Origin of the sequence: Caulobacter rhizosphaerae, from assembly GCF_010977555.1 — a bacterium.
In the GTDB taxonomy this organism is placed as follows: Bacteria; Pseudomonadota; Alphaproteobacteria; order Caulobacterales; family Caulobacteraceae; genus Caulobacter; species Caulobacter rhizosphaerae.
In genome coordinates this window covers 4,072,355-4,088,122 of sequence record NZ_CP048815.1, presented here as the reverse complement: position 1 = coordinate 4,088,122, position 15,768 = coordinate 4,072,355, and the positions used below count along the sequence as shown (strand labels likewise).

Here is a 15,768-nt window from a genome sequence, read left to right as displayed (position 1 = left end):
TTGATTCAGAACATCAGCTTGGTTTGCGCGCCGCCCTTCTCGACGGTGACCGCCTGGCTTTCGACGGCGACGATGCGGTCGCCCGTCGGCAGCATGGATCCGGCGAAGTAGCGGGCGCCGTCGGCGGTCGCGACGTAGCCGGCGTCGCCGCCGACCACCGACACCACCCGTTTGCCGGGACCTTCGTCGAACACCTTGCCGAAGCGGTCGCCGCCGCCGTCGACGCGCGAGATGTCCAGGCCGCGCAGGCCGCGGACGTCGGCCAGCGCCACCTTCTCCACCTTGGCGACCTCTTCGGCGGGGCCGGTGACCTGCACCTGCACCCGCGCCAAGCCGTTGGGCCGGGCGGTGGCGGCAAGGCCGTTGGCCATGAACACGTCCTCGACGTTCTGGGCCAGGGACTCGCTGGTCTGCACCTCGATACGGGCCGGCACCTCGCGGGCGTCGACGATCTGGCGCAGCCGGTCCTTGTCGGCCTCGCGGTTCAGCACCCCGGCGATCACCAGCTTGTCGCCTTCGCCCGGCTTGACCGCCAGGGCGCCGTAGCCTTCCTCGCGCAGCAGGGCATGGACCTGACTGGCGCTGGCGTGCGGGCCGCCCCAGATCGGGGCGTTGGCGGCGGCGTAGGTCACGCAGGCCAGGGCGGCGCCGAACACCAGGCCAGGCACCAGGTGCGGCGTGCCGCGCACGACAGCCACGGCGCGGTCGAACAGCCGGCGGGCGACCGTCTCGCCATAATCGTGGTCGACATCGGCGACCTCGTGGGCCGCGCTGGGCGGGGCGGTGGTCAGCAGCCGCTCGGCCTCGGCCCAGCGAGGACTGTCCTCCAGGCCGATGGCGACGGCGTTGTCGCCGATCAGCAGCGGCACGTAGAACGGCAGCACGGCCCGGGATGGCGCGGCCAGGACGTGGCCGAGCATCTCGGCGCGGCCTTCCAGGATCTCCAGGTCGGCGGCGTCCTCTCGCGCCGTCAGCCGCGCGCGGATCCCCTTGGCGCTGGGATCGCGCAGCACGATGTCGGCGTCGAAGCCGTGGCCAAGATCCACCGGCTCGCCATCGCCGAGCGGAGCTGAGGCGCCCCGCACGCGACCGGCCAGCACCTTGAGGACGAGGGTTTCCGAGGAGGTTTCGAGGGCTGTGTCGAACATGGCGCCTAACTCGGGTTGGGGATGGGTTGCATCGTGCCGCTGGCGGGCGGCGTCGGCGGTGGGGCGGGAGGCTGGGTCGCGCGACTGGTCCTGGCCGCGCGGGGCGGCTTCTTGCGGTCGACGGGCAGGGGCGGGGCCGAAGGCAGGGGAGCGTTCTCGAAGCCCGAGGCCGGGGCGTCGTAGCGCAGGCCCGCCTGGGTGGTGGACCGCGCCGCGCCGATCGAGGCCAGGCGCGGCGTGATCAGGAACATCCGCTCGACGCGGCCGCTGCTGCGCGACTGCACCTTGAACAGGTTCCCCAAGCCCGGAATGCTGCCCAGCACGGGGATCTTGGTGGAGTCGTTGGTGTCGGACTGTACGGTCATGCCGCCCAGCAGAAGGCTCTGGCCTTCGACGATCAGGGCCTGGGTGTTCAAGGCCGAGCGCCTGACCACCGGGATGTTGTCGACGCTGGCGTTGGTCAGGGCCCCGTCCTCAATGCTGACCAGCATGCGGATCCGGGTCTGGTTGTTGTCGCGCGTGACGTGCGGCGTGACTCGCAGGGTGGTGCCGCTGCTGACGTTGAACAGGTCCACGTCGCGCTCGCCGGCCAGGCGGACATAGAAGTCGCGCGTGTTCTGGAACACCGCCTCGACGTTCGACAGGGTGACAATCTGCGGACGCGAGACCACCCGGGCCACGCCCTCGGTCTCCAGGGCGTTGAGCCGCGCCGAGAAGTAGTCGCCGTTGCCGATGATGGTCGAGGCCACTAGGCCGGCGGCCGACTTGGGCGAGGTATTGCCGCGGACCAGGTTGCTGTCTTCCAGGCCGGCCGGGGCGTTGGGGCCGCGGCCGAACTGGACGCCGCCGTTGCCGTCGTCGAACCGCCAGTTCACGCCCAGGTCGCGGGCCTTGGTGGTGTCGATGTCGATGATCGCCGCCTCGATCTCCAGAAGCTGCGGCTCGACGTCGAGGGCGCGGACCAGTTCCTCATAGGCCGACATCCGCTCGGCCACGTCGCGGACGATGACGGCGTTGAGGCGCGAATCCGCCTGGATCCGGACCGGGTTCTGCGGCGAGTAGACGCCGGTCTGCTCGTTGGCCAGGGGCATGCCCAGCGTGCCCTGGTCGTTGGCGTAGCCCGGGCCCGCCGGATTGGGCGTGCCCAGGGTGGCCAGGCCCTGGCCGCGCAGGCCCTGGACGGCGGCCGGGACCAGGTTCTCGCTGCGGGCGCTGGCCCCGGCGCGTTCGTTGGGATCGGAATTGACCAGCGACCGCACGATCGAGGCGACGCCGGGAATGGTCACCTGCTTGGAGCCCACCGTCAGGTTCACGTCGTCGGCCCAGCCGTAGCGCAGGTAGAACACCCGGTACTGCAGGGTCGGCGAAGCCGCCTCGGCCTGGACCCCGCCGCGGGCCAACTCGTCGATCTGCTGCAGGAAGCGCGGCGCGCCCGACGCCAGCAGCATGTCGCCGGTGGCGCGCAGGGTGTTGCGGCTGTCCAGCATGCCCAGTTGCCGGGCCGCCCGGTCCACCCGCCGCGACGCCGACGCCGAGATCGGGAAGCTGCGGCTGGATAGCTGCGAGGCGGTGTACACATAGGCCGCGCCGCCGTCGTAATAGGTCACCAGGTCGAAGGCCTTGGAGACGTCGGCGTCGATCTTGGCGGCCGGACCCTTGAAGACGCCGTTGATCGTGCCAGCCACCGAGGACGAGATCACCACCGGCACGCCGACCTGGCTGTAGAAGTTCTGCAGGAACTGGCTGATCGGCTGTTCGCGCGCCGTCAGGTCCACCGTGCGCGCGCCCAGGGGAACCTCACCGGCGACGGCGGCGAGCGGCGGCATCAGCAGGGCGGCGCCGAGGCCGGCGGCGAGCAAGGTCTTTCGCCAGGAACAGCGGGAAGCGGTGGCGTAGTCCGGTCGTAGGCGCATTCCGTCTCCAGGTTCAGGCCGCCGCCGGCGCGGTTTGGGGCGGTTCAGGATCGTTCGGCACGACGGTCAGCGGCTCGCGCGGGAAGGCGACGCGACCGGCGATCTCGAGCTTCAGGGTAGGCAGCAGTTCGTGAAACGACAGCACGCCCAGGTCGAAGCGGGCGGGCTCGATCAGCTTGCGCACATGCCGGCGCAGGTCGATGGCGGCCAGCAGGACCGGCGCCTGGGTGTCGTCCACCTTGGCCAGGATGGCGTCGGTGATCCGGCGCGACATCTCCGGATCCAGCGCCAGCTGCTGGGCGCCGCCGCCGGTGCGGATGGCCTCGCGCAGGTGCTGTTCCAGCGGCGGCTCCAGCACGACCGCACGCAGGGCGCCGTCGGGCGCGTAGCGGTGGCTGATCTGGCGGCGCAGGGCGACCCGCGCGAACTCGGTCAGGGCGAACGGATCCTTCTCGCGCTGGCCGGCGTCGGCCAGGGATTCCAGGATGTCGCGCAGGTTCCGCAGCGGGACCTCTTCCTCGGCCAGGCGGCGCAGGACCTCGGCGATGCGGGCCAGGGGCAGGGCGCGGGCGGCTTCCTTGACCACCTCGGGATAGTCGGCGCCGGCCCGGTTCAGCAGGGTGCTGGCCTCCTGGATGCCGACGAACAGGCCAGTGTTGCGGCGCAGGGCCTGACGTACGGTCTCCTGCAGGGCGGCCAGATCCGACGGGTCCGCCAGCTGGCCCGCGCCGATCGGGGCCTCGAAGGCCAGCAGCCGCCAGCGGGCCGGACCGGCGGGATCGCCGTAGTGGAACGAGGCGCGGGGCAGGGCGACGCCGAGCCGGACCTCGAAGCTCTCGAGCACCTCCTCCAGCGCCCGGGCCAGGACCGCGCCCTCGTGGCGGCGCACGCCGTCGCCGTCCAGTTCCAGCAGCAGGGGCACGATGGGCTGGGCGTCCAGGGTTCGCGTCTGGGCGGCGACCGGCGGAGCCTTGGTCTCGTCGGCCAGGATGCGGCCCGGTAGGAACCGCTTGGTCAGCCTGGATCGCAGGTCGACGTCCAGCAGGGCGCCGGTGACCAGGCCCACCCCTCCCAGCAGCAGGAACACCGGGGCCGGGAAGCCGGGGATCAGGGCCATCAGCCAGCAGATGCCGCCCGACACCAGGAACACGCGGGGCTTGGCCGCGAACTGCCGGCGCACGGCGTCGCCCAGATGGCTGTCGCTGTCCTCGTCGGTGGTGCGGGTGACGATCAGGCCGGCGGCCATGGCGCCCAGCAGGGCCGGGATCTGGGTGACCATGCCGTCGCCGATGGTCAGGATCGAGTACTTGTGGATCGCCGCGCCGAACTCCAGCCCCTGCTGGATCATGCCGATGGCCAGGCCGCCCAGCAGGTTGATCACCACGATGATGATGCTGGCGATGGCGTCGCCCTTCACGAACTTCATCGCCCCGTCGAGGCTGCCGTGCAGCTTGCTTTCCATCTCCAGGACGCGGCGGCGTCGCTTGGCCTCGTCCTTGTCGATCATGCCCGAGCGCAGGTCGCTGTCGATCGACAGCTGCTTGCCGGGCATGGCGTCCAGGCTGAACCGGGCGGCCACCTCGGCGACCCGTTCGGCGCCCTTGGCGATGACGATGAACTGCACGACGGTGATGATCAGGAACACCACCAGCCCGACCACCAGGTTGCCGCCGGCCACCAGGGTGCCGAAGGTGTCGATGATGTGCCCGGCGTGGCCCTCGATCAGGATCATCCGCGTGGTGGCGATCGACAGGGCCAGCCGATACAGGGTGGTGATCAGCAGCAGGCTGGGAAAGACCGAGAACTCGACGATGGTCGAGATGTAGATCGCCACCAGCAGCAGCATCACGCCAAAGCAGATGTTGACGGCCACCAGGGTGTCCAGCGCCAGGGCCGGCAGGGGCAGGATCATCAACCCGACGATGGCCACGACGCCGGCGACCAGGAACAGGTCGCTGAACCGCGCGACCAGGCCCTGGTCGGGACGGCGCTGCAGGCGCTTGAGGTAGGATTCGACGCTCATCGCTTCGGCCCTTCGTCCCGCCTACTGGCTGCCGCGCGCCGAGACGAGGGTGCGGTAGTGGCCCATGACGCTGGTTACGTAGCCTTGGGTCTCGCGATAGGGCGGGGTCTTCAGGCCGTACTTGATGACCGCGCCCTCGCCGGCGTTATAGGCCGCCAGCACCAGCTCCAGATTGTTGCCGAAGCGGTGCTGCAGGTTCTTCAGATAGGCGGCGCCGGTGCGGATGTTGATCATCGGGTCGCTGAGCTCAACCAGCGGCTCGCGGACCCCGAAGCGCCGCGCGGTGGCGGGCATGATCTGCATCAAGCCGCGCGCGCCCTTGGGCGAGACCGCGGCGGCGTTGCCTCGCGATTCCACGTGCATGACGGCGCGCAGCAGGTCCGGGTCGATGTCGTAGTCGCGGGCCACCGCGGCGGTCTGGCTGGCGTAGAGCGCGGTTCCGGCCAGCCCTCGCGAGGCGACCACGGTCGGCATCGGCACCATCCGGCCCGCAGAGATCACGGCCGTCGCCGTGATGGGCGCATCATAGAGCCTGAGCTGTTCGGATGCCGCCGTTGGTTGAGTTTCAACCCTGCAATCGGCCAGCGCCAAGGAAAACTTCTCGTTGAGCGCCTGGGTCGAGCTGAATTTCAGCCCGTCCGCGGTCTCGCATTCATAAGCAAGTGCTGGGCCTGATGAAATCAATATTAAACAGGCAATAGTCGGCGCTACGCAGAACTTGCGCATATATTGGTCCCCTCGTGTAGCGCCCCGTCTGTTCTCCCAACGAATTAAAGGTTAACTTTAGGCTGTCTGACCTGTCAACTGCGCATTCATGACAATTTTTAAGCGCGGTATACTGATATAATGGCCAGATAATCCAAGCTTAAGCTTTCCATCTTCTATGGCTAAGGTTGTCATCTTTCTGCCCCATTTGGATATGAACTCGTCAAATTCATAGGCCGATCAACGGTCAAGGACCGGCGTTTCTTCGTGAGCACACGCTATGGCTGAGAAGAATGACGGCGGTGACAAGACCGAAAAACCGACACCCAAGCGGCTGTCCGACGCCCGCAAGAAAGGCGATGTCCCCAAGAGCAAGGACGTCACCTCGACGGCGGTCCTGGGGGCTTGGCTGCTGCTGGGGCTGATGGTGGCCGGCGTCACGCTGGACCGGCTGGGCGGGCTGTTCGACGAGATCTTCGCCGTCATGGACCGCCCATTCGCCGAAGCTTGGCCGATCGCCGGGGCCGCCGCGGGAAAGGCTTTCGTGTCCATCACGGCGATGCTGCTGCTGCCCATCGCGATCTTCGGCATGCTGGCCGAGTTCGCCCAGGTCGGGCCGGTCTTCACGCTGGAAAAGATGAGCCCGAAGATGTCGCACATGAACCCCGGCGAGGGGCTCAAGCGGATGTTCAACACCGACAACCTGTTCGAGGTGGTCAAGTCGCTGGCCAAGACCTTGCTGCTGGTGGTGCTGACCTGGATCGTCGCCGCGGCCGCCTTCGACAAGCTGATGGCCGTCCCGACCGGCGAGGCCGACGGCGCGCTGGCCGCCTATGGCGGACTGACGTTCCAACTCCTGGCCGGCACGGTGGGGGTGTTCCTGTTCGTGTCGATGCTGGACTTCGCCTACCAGAAGTTCTCGTTCACCAAGAAGATGCGGATGAGCCGGCGCGACATCCGCCAGGAGATGAAGGATTCCGAGGGCGACCCGCACGTGAAGGCCCATCGCCGCCAACTGCACCAGGAGTGGGCGCAGCAGAACGCGGTGCAGGCGGCGCGCGACGCCTCGGTGCTGGTGGTCAATCCCACCCACATCGCCTGCGCCCTGGCCTACGATCCGGCCGAACACGCCGTGCCGGTGCTGCTGGGCAAGGGCGAGGGGCTGATCGCCCAGGCCATGCGCGAGGCGGCCGAGGCCGGCGGCGTGCCGATCATCCGCAATGTCGAGCTGGCGAGAGCCCTGCGCGACAAGGTCGCCGTCGACGACATCATCCCGCAGGACCTGTTCGCCGCCGTCGCCGAGGTCATCCTCTGGGCCCGCCGCCTGCGCGAGGAGGCGGCGACTGAACCTTCGCCCGGCGAGGCGCGTTCCGGCCCGGACGACGCCGCTTCGGGCCCCACCTTCCCGCCGCCGCCGGAGGGCGGCTTCCGGCCTGATCAGGAGCCTACGTGAACCTCGCCAGCGCGCTGCTCGAACTGCTGACCGTCGCCGTCGCCCTGGCCATCGTGCTGGGCCTGGCGTTCTTCTCCCTCAAGCTGCTCAAGCGCCTGCAGGCCGGCGTGCCCAGCGACGACCAGATCCGCTACCTGCGCGCCCTGCCGGTGGGCCAGCGCGAGCGTCTGACCCTGGTGGCCTATCGCGACGAGGTGTTCCTGCTGGGGGTCACGGCCGGTCAGATCACCGTCCTGGACCGCCGGACCCGCACGGCCGAGGAACTGGCGGCCGAAGCGACCGCCGCCGAGCTGGCCCGTCGGCGCGCGGCCCAACCCTCCATGGCGATGCGCCAGCTGATAGGGAAAACCCTAGCTAGGGAACGCCCCGACTTCTGACGGACGGCGCGGAATGGTTGTCTTCTATCGCCAGGTCACGGCGATGAGCGCCAGGCAGACCCAAGGCGCCAGATTCACATCGCGGAGTCCCAATCATGTCCGGTATCTTCAGCGGCGGCGGTCTCAACGTCGGCAGCCTGTTCAGCACCGTCGCCCTCGCGGCCCTGACGGGCGGCACCTCGCTGGCCTTCCAGTCGATCTTCCAGCAGATCATCAGCTCGGTCGCCAGTCAGGTGATCCAGCAGGTCGGCCAGCAACTGGGCCTGCCGCAAGGCGTGATCGACATGGCGCAAGGCGTGTTCCAGGCCGCCAGCGGCAATCCGGGCGGCGCGGCCCAGAGCCTGACGGAGGCCGTGCAGAACGCGGGCGACGCCTTCAACCTGAACCCGCAGCAGCAGGGTGACCTGCAGCGCACCGCCGAGGACGTGGCCCAAAGCTGGACCCGTTCGATCCTCGACCAGGTCCGCGACGGCGGCGAAGCCAAGTCGACCAAGGGCGACAGCTTCCTGGTCGCCCTGGCCAAGGCCCTGGGCAAGGTCATGGACAACAAGATGGGTCAGATGAAGGCCAAGACCGATCAGCTGGGCGGTCTGGACTCCAAGGACTCGAAGTATGGCCAGCTGACCGCCGAGATCCAGGCTTTGGGCCAGGAAATGAACATGGTCAGCCAGGCGCTGAACAACTCGATCAAGTCCATCGGCGAAGCCGGCTCTGCCCTGGCCCGCAAGGGTTAAGCTTAAGCTTCACAGTACAGAAAGACAGGCGGTCCTTGGACTGCCTGTCGTTTTGTTGTCAATATTGCACGTCAGGGTTGGAAAAAACTGGAGAAAAGCCGGATGAAACGCTGCCTTGTTCCCGCCCTCAGCGCCATTGTGCTGGCCGTGGGCCTTCCCGCCGCGGCACAGGATTTCCCCAGTATCGGCAGCCAGTACATCGACTTCGGCTCGTCCATGATGGCCGTCGGCCAGATGAACAACGTGCTGGGCAACACCGCGCGCGGCGGCGGGACCAGCACGCGTCGCGGCTCCGCCAGCGCCGCCGCCGGGCTGTCGGCGTCGCGGCAGGCCGTGTCGGTCAACACCCGCTACCGCGCCTCGCCGGCAGTCACCACCCGGGTCAAGGGCCAGTTCGCCGACTTCGTAGCCAAGACCGACCCCGCCAACGGCCCTCGCCTGCGCCAAGCGGTCCAGCAGAATGACCTGCTGGGCGCCTGGGAAAAGCACGTCTCGGTCGATGGCCTGCGCCGCGGCGACGTGGCCGACGCGATGGCCGCCTACTGGGTGCAGAACTGGCAGATCGCCAACAACGTGCCCTTCACCGACCGCACCCAGGTCCAGGCTGTCCGGGGCCAGGTCTATAGAGCGCTCGGCTCCAACCCGCAGTTCGCGCGTCTCGATGACAACGCCAAGCAGGAGATGGCGGAGGTTTTCATGTACAATTTCGTCGCCCAGGGCTCGGCCTTTTCGGACGCCACGGCCAAGGGCGACAAGAGCCTGAGCCGGCGGCTTTCAGACGCGGCGGTGGCGCGATTCCGTAGCGAGATGAACATCGACCTGCGCCAGTTGAAGCTGACCCCGGCCGGCTTCGCGCGCTGAAGCGCCCGCTGGGGAAAACCCCAATAGCCGCGCCGAGCCGTTCGGCGCAGGGTGGGACCAGGAGGCCACCGCCATGATCGTCCAAGACCTGTCCGGCCCAGGCCGCGCAGCCGCCGCCCCGGTTCGCGACACCCGTCTCGACGACGCCGTTGACCGTTTCCAGCAAGGCGGCCAACTGGATCGCGCGGCCTTCGCCGAGGCTGGTCCCGCGCAGACGGCCGCCGCGCTGCGGACCCTGCCGCCCGCCCAGCGCGGCGCGCTCGAGGGGGCGCTGCTCGCTGAAGGCCTGGGCGGCCTGCTGGAGGGCGTCGGCGGGGCGGTCGACGACACCGTCGGGGTGGTCGAGGACACGGCGGACACCGTCGCCGATCCCGCGATCGAGACCCGTTCGGAGAAGACCAACGGCAATTTCCAGGCCGCCATCCATGATCAGTGGTGGACCGAAATGCGCGGCCAGGCCCAGATGGATCGCACCCTGGCCTTCCACGACAAGCTGGACCGACCCGCCGCGGCCCTGGCGAATCTGACCCGCACCGACGCGACCTCGCCCGCGACGGAGGCCAAGGCTTGAGGCCCATCAGGCTGGTCGTCCCGGCCTTCGCGCACGTGGACGAGCCTGGCCGCCAGGAATTCGCCGAAACCTTGATGTTGAACTTGCTGGTCTAGCAGGCGGCCTATGTCGACGCCGTGGAGCGAGACGACCGGGTGATGCAACAGCGGCTCGGGGATGCGGCGGTCGCGCGGTTCCGTAACGAAATGGGCGTCGACCTGCGAAGGCTGCGCCTGACGAACCAGGGCTTCGTCAAGGCTAGCTAGCCCCGCCGCGCAGGTCCTGGGTCGCGCCGTCGATGATCCGCACGAACTGCTCCACGGCGTCGGCGCGCGCGGCGCCGGGGGCGGGCTCGCGCTGCAGGCCGGCGGCGATGGCCCGCATCAGCGGCTCGACCAGGGCCGCCGGCGTCATGTGCGGCCTGTCGATCGCCTGGGCGCGCAACTCGCGGGCGAAGTCGGCCAGCACGCGCTCGATCCGGCCCGCGTCGACGGGCGAGGTGGCCGACAGGCGGCCGGCCACGGTCTGGCCGCTCTGGGCGGCCAGGGTGCGCAGGTCGCCGCCGACCTGGGCCATGCTGCTCTGTCCGTGTTCGGACCAGGTTTGGGCCAGGGCGCCGGCGCGATCTCCGCCGCGCAGGGGATCGACCAGAGCCGCGCCGGCGATGGTGGCCATCGCCTCCAGCGCCAGCCGCGCCACCCCGGCCCGCGCGGCCGTCGTCGACGGTGAGGCGGTGGAGAACTCGGCGCTGGCGGTGCGTTCGACCGGACGGATCATGACGTCGCCGCCTCCACCTTGGTGACCCGCACGGCCGGTTTGAGCGCGTCCCAGCCGACCACGGCGCCGATGGCCTGGAGGCTGTTGCGCCCGTCCGCCAGCTCCTCGTTCTCGCCGTCGAAGGTCAGGAGCGCGGTCGGGCGGCCGCCCTGCCGCATGGCGAAGCGCGCCCAGGGATAACCCTCGACGATCTCCAGCCGGGCGTCCGGATAGGCGGCGCGGAGATCGGCGATCGCGGCGCCCGGCCGCAGGGCGGCGGCGTCTTTGGGGGCGGCGCCGGCGCGGGCGTAGCGGCCCGAAAGGTCGGCGCCGACGCCGCAACCCTGGAAGTCGGTGCTGACGATCGCGCCTTGCGGACCAAGGTGGACCTTCACGCCGGCGGGGCGCGCGGCCAGGTCCTGGGCGCTGACCGACAGGTCGGTCCCTTCGAACGGTACGACCCTGGCCTCGATCGTCTGGCCGTTCAGCGGCCCCTGGGCTTCGATCTCGCAGTCGGCCGCTGCTGCGGCGCCGTCCGCTGCGCTGGCGCCGCCCTTGAGGCTGACGCGCCATTCGTCGTCGGCCGGAGCGAGGGTCAAGGTCGCCCGCCGATCGCCCTGCATGGCGTAGGTTCCAGCGGGCAAAGCCTTGGCGTTCGGCGCTTGCCGGGGAGCGGATCCGGCGGCGGCGTCAGGCGGGGGGGAAGCGACCGCCGCCGCCGGGCGCTCGCAACCGGCCAGGGCCAGGGCAAGGACAAGCAGGGGAAACAGGCGAGGGGGCATGACGCGACAACGCGGCGAGGTCCCAGGGGTTCTCACGCGATGCTCATCGGTCGAGCATGGCCAGGGCGTCGCGTCGCTCGTCGCCGAACCGGGCGGCGACCGAAGCCTGGACCTGGGCCGAAGAGCTGGTGAAATAGGCCAGGCCGCCGCTGGCGTCGCGCTTGCCGCGCTCGTCATAGATCGCGTTGATCAGCGCCCGGTCATAGGCCTGGCCATCCGACGGCGAGACCCCCTGCGCCTCGACCCTGGCCATCGCCTTGACGATGGCGTTGGTCTCCGGCCCGTGCTGCACCGAGGTCGACCAGGCCACGTCCTTCAGGGCCGCCGAGCGGGTCGCAAGATCCAGCCGCGTGGCCGCCTGCACATGCGCGACCTGGACGTCGTAATGGGTGCGCTGGATGTAGGCGTGCTGGGCGGCCTTGAACGCCTCGGGCTCGCGCGCCGCGATCGCCTTCCAGGTCGCCGTGAAGCTGGCCGAGCCCGGGCTGGCGGCGCCGAACTCCGCCGCCCACGCCCGGCCCTCGTTGGCCAGGAACTGCTGCGGCCGCCCCAGGTTTCCGGCCAACTGGTAGCTGCCGTAGGACACCCCGCCCGGGTCGCCGGCGCCCGACGACACCGTGCCGGGGCCGCGCCCGCCGGTCTCGTACCGCTCGGACAACGCGCCCAGCTGGACGTTGTCCCTGGACGCGGGCTGGACGGGCGTGGCGCCGCCGGGCGCTGCGTGGCGGTCGACGTCCACCAGCACGTAGTTGAAGGTCTTCTGGTCGCCCAGCCCGTTCCAGAATGTACGGAAGTCGCCAGGCTTCAGGGTCTGGCAGCCGGCCGAGCCGGTGTTGACGTTCCCGCCGGCATGGAACAGGAACGAGTTGTCGGTGCTCTGGCCCTTGCCTCGCGGGTCGCTGGCGTCGATCCGGCCGTCGTGGTTGGTGTCGCGTTCGACGCCGAGCGGGCCCGTCGGCCGTAGCACGTCGCCCAGGCTGTCGCTGCGGCTTTTCCGGAAGCTGACCGTGCCCTCGGCCATGCGGCCCAGCTCCAGACGGCCGTCGCCGTTGAAATCCGAACCGAAGCGGCCGTCGTACTGGCCGGAGGGCTCGGTATTGGCCGAGAACTCCGTCACCGTCCCGCCGGACGCGTTCGCCTGCAGCACCACGACGCGGTCGTCATAAGCGCCCTTGCCGCCGTTGGCGTTGACGGCCGTTTCGGTGCGCAGGCCCAGGATCACTTGCCGGCCGGCGGCCAGGTCGGCCTTGGCTTCCGCGCTGCCGTAGGCGTTCACGTAGCCGGCGTAGAGTTCGTACGTCTGGCTGGCGCTGAGGCCCGCCGTCGAGGGCAGGACGCCCGTGGGGCGGTTTGCGGCCTGGGTCTGGACGAAGGTGGCGGGAGAGGCGGCCGTCGTCTCCGTCCGCACGGGGGCCGCGCCGCCGCCCGGGACGCGCAGTTCCTGGCCCACATGGATCAGGTTCGGATTGGCCAGGTGGTTGGCCTGGGCGATCGCCTGCCAGGAGACGCCGAGCGTCTCGCCGATCTTCGACAGGGTGTCGCCGTCGGCCACGCGATACGAGCGGGGCTCGCCGCCGCCGGCTGGAAGGGCGAGGACCTGGCCGGGGCGGATCAGGTTGGGATTGACGATCTGCGGGTTGGCGCGGATCAGGGCGTCCAGCGACACGCCGCGCTCCGCCGCGATGCCCGACAGGGTCTCGCCCGGCTTGACCAGGTGCTCGTCCCCCGAGGCTCCGGAGCGCCCGCCGCCGGCCGCTGAGGCCTGGGTGTTCAGGGACACGCTGGTCATGGGGACGCTCCTCGCACGGACAACCGTCCCGAACGCTACGCCCCGCGACCGCGCCGCATAACTAGGGAAGACCCTAGCCTAGGGAAGACCCTAGCTAGGCGTTCGACGTTCCGGCCTTCAGCATCTGACCGTCCCATAGCCCCTGCCGGTCCAAGGAGGCGTCATGCGCATCGAGAGCGGATCAACGACGGCGATCGGCGCGGCGCGAGAGTCGCAGGTCGCCGCGACCTCCGTCGACGCGTCCGTCGCCGCCGACTGGGCGGCGCCGACCGCCCGAGCGCCGGTCAGCGTCGCGCCGGCGGCCCGGGTCCAGGCTGCTGACGCCACAGTGGCGGCGAGCGCCGGCGGCCAGGCCGAGGAGCTGGCCCGGGCCAAGGTCCACCTGGCCCTGGCCGACGACGTCTACAACGACACGCCCAATCCACCGGCCGGCTGGCATGTGGCGGGCGAGGACGACCTGGCGCGGCTGGGCCTGGACGCCACCGACCTTGAGGAGCCCGGCTCCAGCTTCCGGGCCCGGGTCTACGCCAATGCGGACGGCGGCTATGTGGTCGCCTTCCGGGGCTCGGCCACCGCCGAGGACTGGCGCAACAATTTCCAGCAGGGGCTGGGCCTGGACTCCGGCCACTACGACAAGGCCCTGGTCATCGGCGAGCGCCTGCGTACGGCCGGCGAAGACGTCACCTTGACCGGCCACTCCCTGGGCGGCGGCCTGGCCTCGGCCGCCGCGGTGGCGTCCGGCCTGGAAGCCGACACCTTCAACGCCGCCGGCCTCAGCGACGACACCTTGGTGGCGGCGCGGGCGAACGGCGCGGCCGCTCCGCACGTCGACGCCTACTATCTGGACGGGGACCCGCTGAGCCGGGTTCAGGACGGCGGCGACCGCTGGATCGGCGCGGGGCTGGGCGGACTGTTCGGCGGCCTGGGCGGCGGGATCCTTGGCGCGCTGCTGGCGGACGCGCCGGCCGCCTACGGCGACCGCCATCAGCTGCGGCCGGTCGGGCCGGAGGGGCAGTCGGGCGGCGACGCCTCGCTGGGCGACCTGCATGGCCGCGCCTGGCTGATCTCCAGCCTTGACGCGGCCTATCGCGCGGCGGTCCACTAGGCCGATGAGGCCTTTCTCATGCTCTTGAGGCTCGCCGTCCTGATGGCGACGATGGTGATGGCGGATCAGGCTGCGGCGGCGTGTTTCGTGAGCGGCACGGCTCTGCCCGATGCCCGCCAGGCGCTGGCGGCGGCCGACCACGGCCAGGCCGGGCGCGAGGTGATGTCCGCCGTGCTGGACGGCGATGTCGCCGGCGTCGAACGCCGCCTGGCCGTCGACAAGACACTGGCCGCCACGCGCGGTGGTCCGAACGGCGACCTGCTGAGCCTGGCGATCGCGCGCTGCGACAAGCCGATGGTGGAGCGCCTGCTGGCCTTTGGCGCGTCGCCGGACGGCGCGCCGGGCGCCATCCCGCTCAGCCTGGCCCTGCGGGCGACCGACCCCTGGTTCGCAGACCGTCTGCTGAAGGCCGGGGCCGACCCCGGCCGACGGGTTGACGGCGCCTATTGGCCGCTGAAGGCGGCGGTCGGCCTGAACTCCCTGGGGGCGGTGCGGCTGCTGGTCGCCCACGGCGCGCCGGTCGAGGAGCATGACGCCGGCGGCGCGACGCCGCTGCGTCTCGCGGTCGAGCAGCAGAACTTCCGCATCGCCGAATTCCTGCTGCAGCAGGGCGCCAATCCCTGGAGCGTCGGCGCTAACGGCGAGACGGTCGGAGCGGTGGTCGACGGGCCCATGCGCCCAGGCGAGCCGGAGGAGCAGGCGGCGCGCCAGCGCGTCGTGCCGATCCTGGAGAAGGCCGGTTGGCGCTTCCCGGGCGTCCTGGACGCCCGCGAGATCCGCCGCCTGGTCCTGGCCGGCGCCTGGCCGCCGGCGGCGGCGCGCGCCGCCGGCTGGACCTCGCCGCCGCCGGCGACGGTCAAGGCCCGCATGGCTCGCTACTGGGCGGCTGACGGCGAAAAGCGCCCACGCTAGTTCGCGGCTGGACCCGCCGCCGACCTCCCGTGGAGGTCATCCTTCGAGACCCCGGCGGCCGGCATCCAGGCGAAACTCGCCTGCGACGATCCGCCTGCAACCAAGCCGCAACCTTGGCTTTATAATGGGCGACAGTGGCGCTTGTCTGGAGGCTTTGGCGTCAGGAGTTTTAGGGAAGGTGAAGACCATGCAAGTCACGTCCGTTTCCGAGCCGCATCATGTGGACAGGCACGTCGGGGCCCTTATCCGCGCCAAGCGCAAGGCCATGGGCATGTCGCAGACCGAACTGGCCGAGGCGCTGGGCATCACCTTCCAGCAGATCCAGAAATACGAGCGGGGCGCCAACCGCGTCAGCTCGTCCAAGCTCTACGAGATCGCCCTGAAGCTGAACACGCCGCTGGCCGATTTCTTCGAGGGTCTGGATCATCCTGGAATCAGCGGCGACACGCCCGCCGGCGGCCTGATCGACTTTCTCGGCGAAAGCGGCTCGCAGGATTTGGTCGTCGCGTTCAAGGCGATGAACCCCAACCTGCGCCGTCGCCTGGTGGCGCTGGCCAAGGCCATGGCCAATACCGACGACGAAGCCTGAGCGCCCTGCGCCGCTCCGACCATCCTTGAGGGCGGGACCCAGGGTCCCGCCCGATCGGCGGCCTGCTATCA

General features: G+C 70.1%; 15 protein-coding genes. 8 read left to right on the top strand and 7 right to left on the bottom strand.

Annotation, left to right across the window (positions count from 1 at the left end; all coding sequences use genetic code 11):
- Positions 1-5: 5 nt before the first annotated feature.
- The 4 genes from G3M57_RS18730 to G3M57_RS18715 are packed head-to-tail and all read right to left on the bottom strand — an operon-like array spanning position 6 to position 5,558.
- Positions 6-1,148, bottom strand: coding sequence for a SctD/MshK family protein (locus tag G3M57_RS18730; protein ID WP_163232267.1), 1,143 nt, complete (start codon positions 1,146-1,148; stop codon positions 6-8).
- Positions 1,149-1,153: 5 nt separating this feature from the next.
- Positions 1,154-3,061 (bottom strand): type III secretion system outer membrane ring subunit SctC, encoded by a 1,908-nt coding sequence (gene sctC, locus G3M57_RS18725; RefSeq protein WP_163232266.1) that lies wholly within the window; start codon positions 3,059-3,061, stop codon positions 1,154-1,156.
- A gap of 13 nt (positions 3,062-3,074) precedes the next feature.
- Positions 3,075-5,084, bottom strand: coding sequence for a flagellar biosynthesis protein FlhA (locus G3M57_RS18720; RefSeq protein WP_163232265.1), 2,010 nt, complete (start codon positions 5,082-5,084; stop codon positions 3,075-3,077).
- A gap of 21 nt (positions 5,085-5,105) precedes the next feature.
- On the bottom strand, positions 5,106-5,558 hold the full coding sequence (locus tag G3M57_RS18715; RefSeq protein WP_208789624.1) for a lytic transglycosylase domain-containing protein: 453 nt from the start codon (positions 5,556-5,558) through the stop codon (positions 5,106-5,108).
- A 511-nt stretch (positions 5,559-6,069) separates the two neighbouring features.
- Here G3M57_RS18715 and sctU point away from each other — a divergent pair.
- From sctU to G3M57_RS18690, 5 genes are all read left to right on the top strand, one after another.
- Positions 6,070-7,242, top strand: a complete 1,173-nt coding sequence (sctU, locus tag G3M57_RS18710; protein ID WP_163232264.1) for a type III secretion system export apparatus subunit SctU — start codon at positions 6,070-6,072, stop codon at positions 7,240-7,242.
- Positions 7,239-7,619 carry a FliO/MopB family protein gene (locus G3M57_RS18705; RefSeq protein WP_163232263.1) on the top strand — a complete coding sequence of 127 codons (381 nt, stop codon included), beginning with the start codon at positions 7,239-7,241 and terminating at the stop codon, positions 7,617-7,619. Before sctU ends, G3M57_RS18705 begins: the two co-directional genes overlap by 4 nt.
- A 95-nt stretch (positions 7,620-7,714) precedes the next feature.
- Positions 7,715-8,353, top strand: coding sequence for a hypothetical protein (locus tag G3M57_RS18700; RefSeq protein WP_056756643.1), 639 nt, complete (start codon positions 7,715-7,717; stop codon positions 8,351-8,353).
- Positions 8,354-8,455: 102 nt separating this feature from the next.
- On the top strand, positions 8,456-9,214 hold the full coding sequence (locus G3M57_RS18695; RefSeq protein ID WP_056756640.1) for a DUF6683 family protein: 759 nt from the start codon (positions 8,456-8,458) through the stop codon (positions 9,212-9,214).
- A 73-nt stretch (positions 9,215-9,287) separates the two neighbouring features.
- Positions 9,288-9,785: a hypothetical protein gene (locus G3M57_RS18690; protein WP_163232261.1), complete on the top strand. Its 498-nt coding sequence runs from the start codon at positions 9,288-9,290 to the stop codon at positions 9,783-9,785.
- Positions 9,786-10,022: 237 nt separating this feature from the next.
- Here the strand turns inward: G3M57_RS18690 and G3M57_RS18685 are convergent, their stop codons facing one another.
- The 3 genes from G3M57_RS18685 to G3M57_RS18675 form a co-directional block, all read right to left on the bottom strand.
- Positions 10,023-10,541 (bottom strand): hypothetical protein, encoded by a 519-nt coding sequence (locus G3M57_RS18685; RefSeq protein ID WP_056756630.1) that lies wholly within the window; start codon positions 10,539-10,541, stop codon positions 10,023-10,025.
- On the bottom strand, positions 10,538-11,143 hold the full coding sequence (locus tag G3M57_RS18680; RefSeq protein WP_163232259.1) for a hypothetical protein: 606 nt from the start codon (positions 11,141-11,143) through the stop codon (positions 10,538-10,540). The genes G3M57_RS18685 and G3M57_RS18680 overlap by 4 nt, the downstream gene beginning before the upstream one ends.
- A 202-nt stretch (positions 11,144-11,345) precedes the next feature.
- Complete coding sequence (locus G3M57_RS18675; RefSeq protein ID WP_163232257.1) at positions 11,346-13,091, bottom strand: LysM peptidoglycan-binding domain-containing protein; 1,746 nt, start codon at positions 13,089-13,091, stop codon at positions 11,346-11,348.
- A gap of 163 nt (positions 13,092-13,254) precedes the next feature.
- On the opposite strand from G3M57_RS18675, the gene G3M57_RS18670 reads away from it, so the two are divergent.
- The 3 genes from G3M57_RS18670 (at position 13,255) to G3M57_RS18660 (ending at position 15,697) form a co-directional block, all read left to right on the top strand.
- The gene (locus G3M57_RS18670; protein ID WP_163232255.1) at positions 13,255-14,196 is read left to right on the top strand and encodes a Tle-like phospholipase domain-containing protein; all 942 of its coding nucleotides are present in this window, start codon (positions 13,255-13,257) and stop codon (positions 14,194-14,196) included.
- Between the two features lie 18 nt (positions 14,197-14,214).
- Entirely contained in the window at positions 14,215-15,108 is an 894-nt protein-coding gene (locus G3M57_RS18665; protein WP_163232252.1) for an ankyrin repeat domain-containing protein, read from the top strand.
- A 187-nt stretch (positions 15,109-15,295) separates the two neighbouring features.
- On the top strand, positions 15,296-15,697 hold the full coding sequence (locus G3M57_RS18660; RefSeq protein WP_056756779.1) for a helix-turn-helix domain-containing protein: 402 nt from the start codon (positions 15,296-15,298) through the stop codon (positions 15,695-15,697).
- Positions 15,698-15,768 lie beyond the last annotated feature (71 nt).

Coding starts and splice junctions, on each gene's coding strand:
- G3M57_RS18730 (WP_163232267.1), bottom strand. CDS start 1,148: ATGTTCGACACAGCCCTCGAAACCTCCTCGGAAACCCTCGTCCTCAAG.
- sctC (WP_163232266.1), bottom strand. CDS start 3,061: ATGCGCCTACGACCGGACTACGCCACCGCTTCCCGCTGTTCCTGGCGA.
- G3M57_RS18720 (WP_163232265.1), bottom strand. CDS start 5,084: ATGAGCGTCGAATCCTACCTCAAGCGCCTGCAGCGCCGTCCCGACCAG.
- G3M57_RS18715 (WP_208789624.1), bottom strand. CDS start 5,558: ATGCCGACCGTGGTCGCCTCGCGAGGGCTGGCCGGAACCGCGCTCTAC.
- sctU (WP_163232264.1), top strand. CDS start 6,070: ATGGCTGAGAAGAATGACGGCGGTGACAAGACCGAAAAACCGACACCC.
- G3M57_RS18700 (WP_056756643.1), top strand. CDS start 7,715: ATGTCCGGTATCTTCAGCGGCGGCGGTCTCAACGTCGGCAGCCTGTTC.
- G3M57_RS18695 (WP_056756640.1), top strand. CDS start 8,456: ATGAAACGCTGCCTTGTTCCCGCCCTCAGCGCCATTGTGCTGGCCGTG.
- G3M57_RS18690 (WP_163232261.1), top strand. CDS start 9,288: ATGATCGTCCAAGACCTGTCCGGCCCAGGCCGCGCAGCCGCCGCCCCG.
- G3M57_RS18685 (WP_056756630.1), bottom strand. CDS start 10,541: ATGATCCGTCCGGTCGAACGCACCGCCAGCGCCGAGTTCTCCACCGCC.
- G3M57_RS18680 (WP_163232259.1), bottom strand. CDS start 11,143: ATGCAGGGCGATCGGCGGGCGACCTTGACCCTCGCTCCGGCCGACGAC.
- G3M57_RS18675 (WP_163232257.1), bottom strand. CDS start 13,091: ATGACCAGCGTGTCCCTGAACACCCAGGCCTCAGCGGCCGGCGGCGGG.
- G3M57_RS18670 (WP_163232255.1), top strand. CDS start 13,255: ATGCGCATCGAGAGCGGATCAACGACGGCGATCGGCGCGGCGCGAGAG.
- G3M57_RS18665 (WP_163232252.1), top strand. CDS start 14,215: ATGCTCTTGAGGCTCGCCGTCCTGATGGCGACGATGGTGATGGCGGAT.
- G3M57_RS18660 (WP_056756779.1), top strand. CDS start 15,296: ATGCAAGTCACGTCCGTTTCCGAGCCGCATCATGTGGACAGGCACGTC.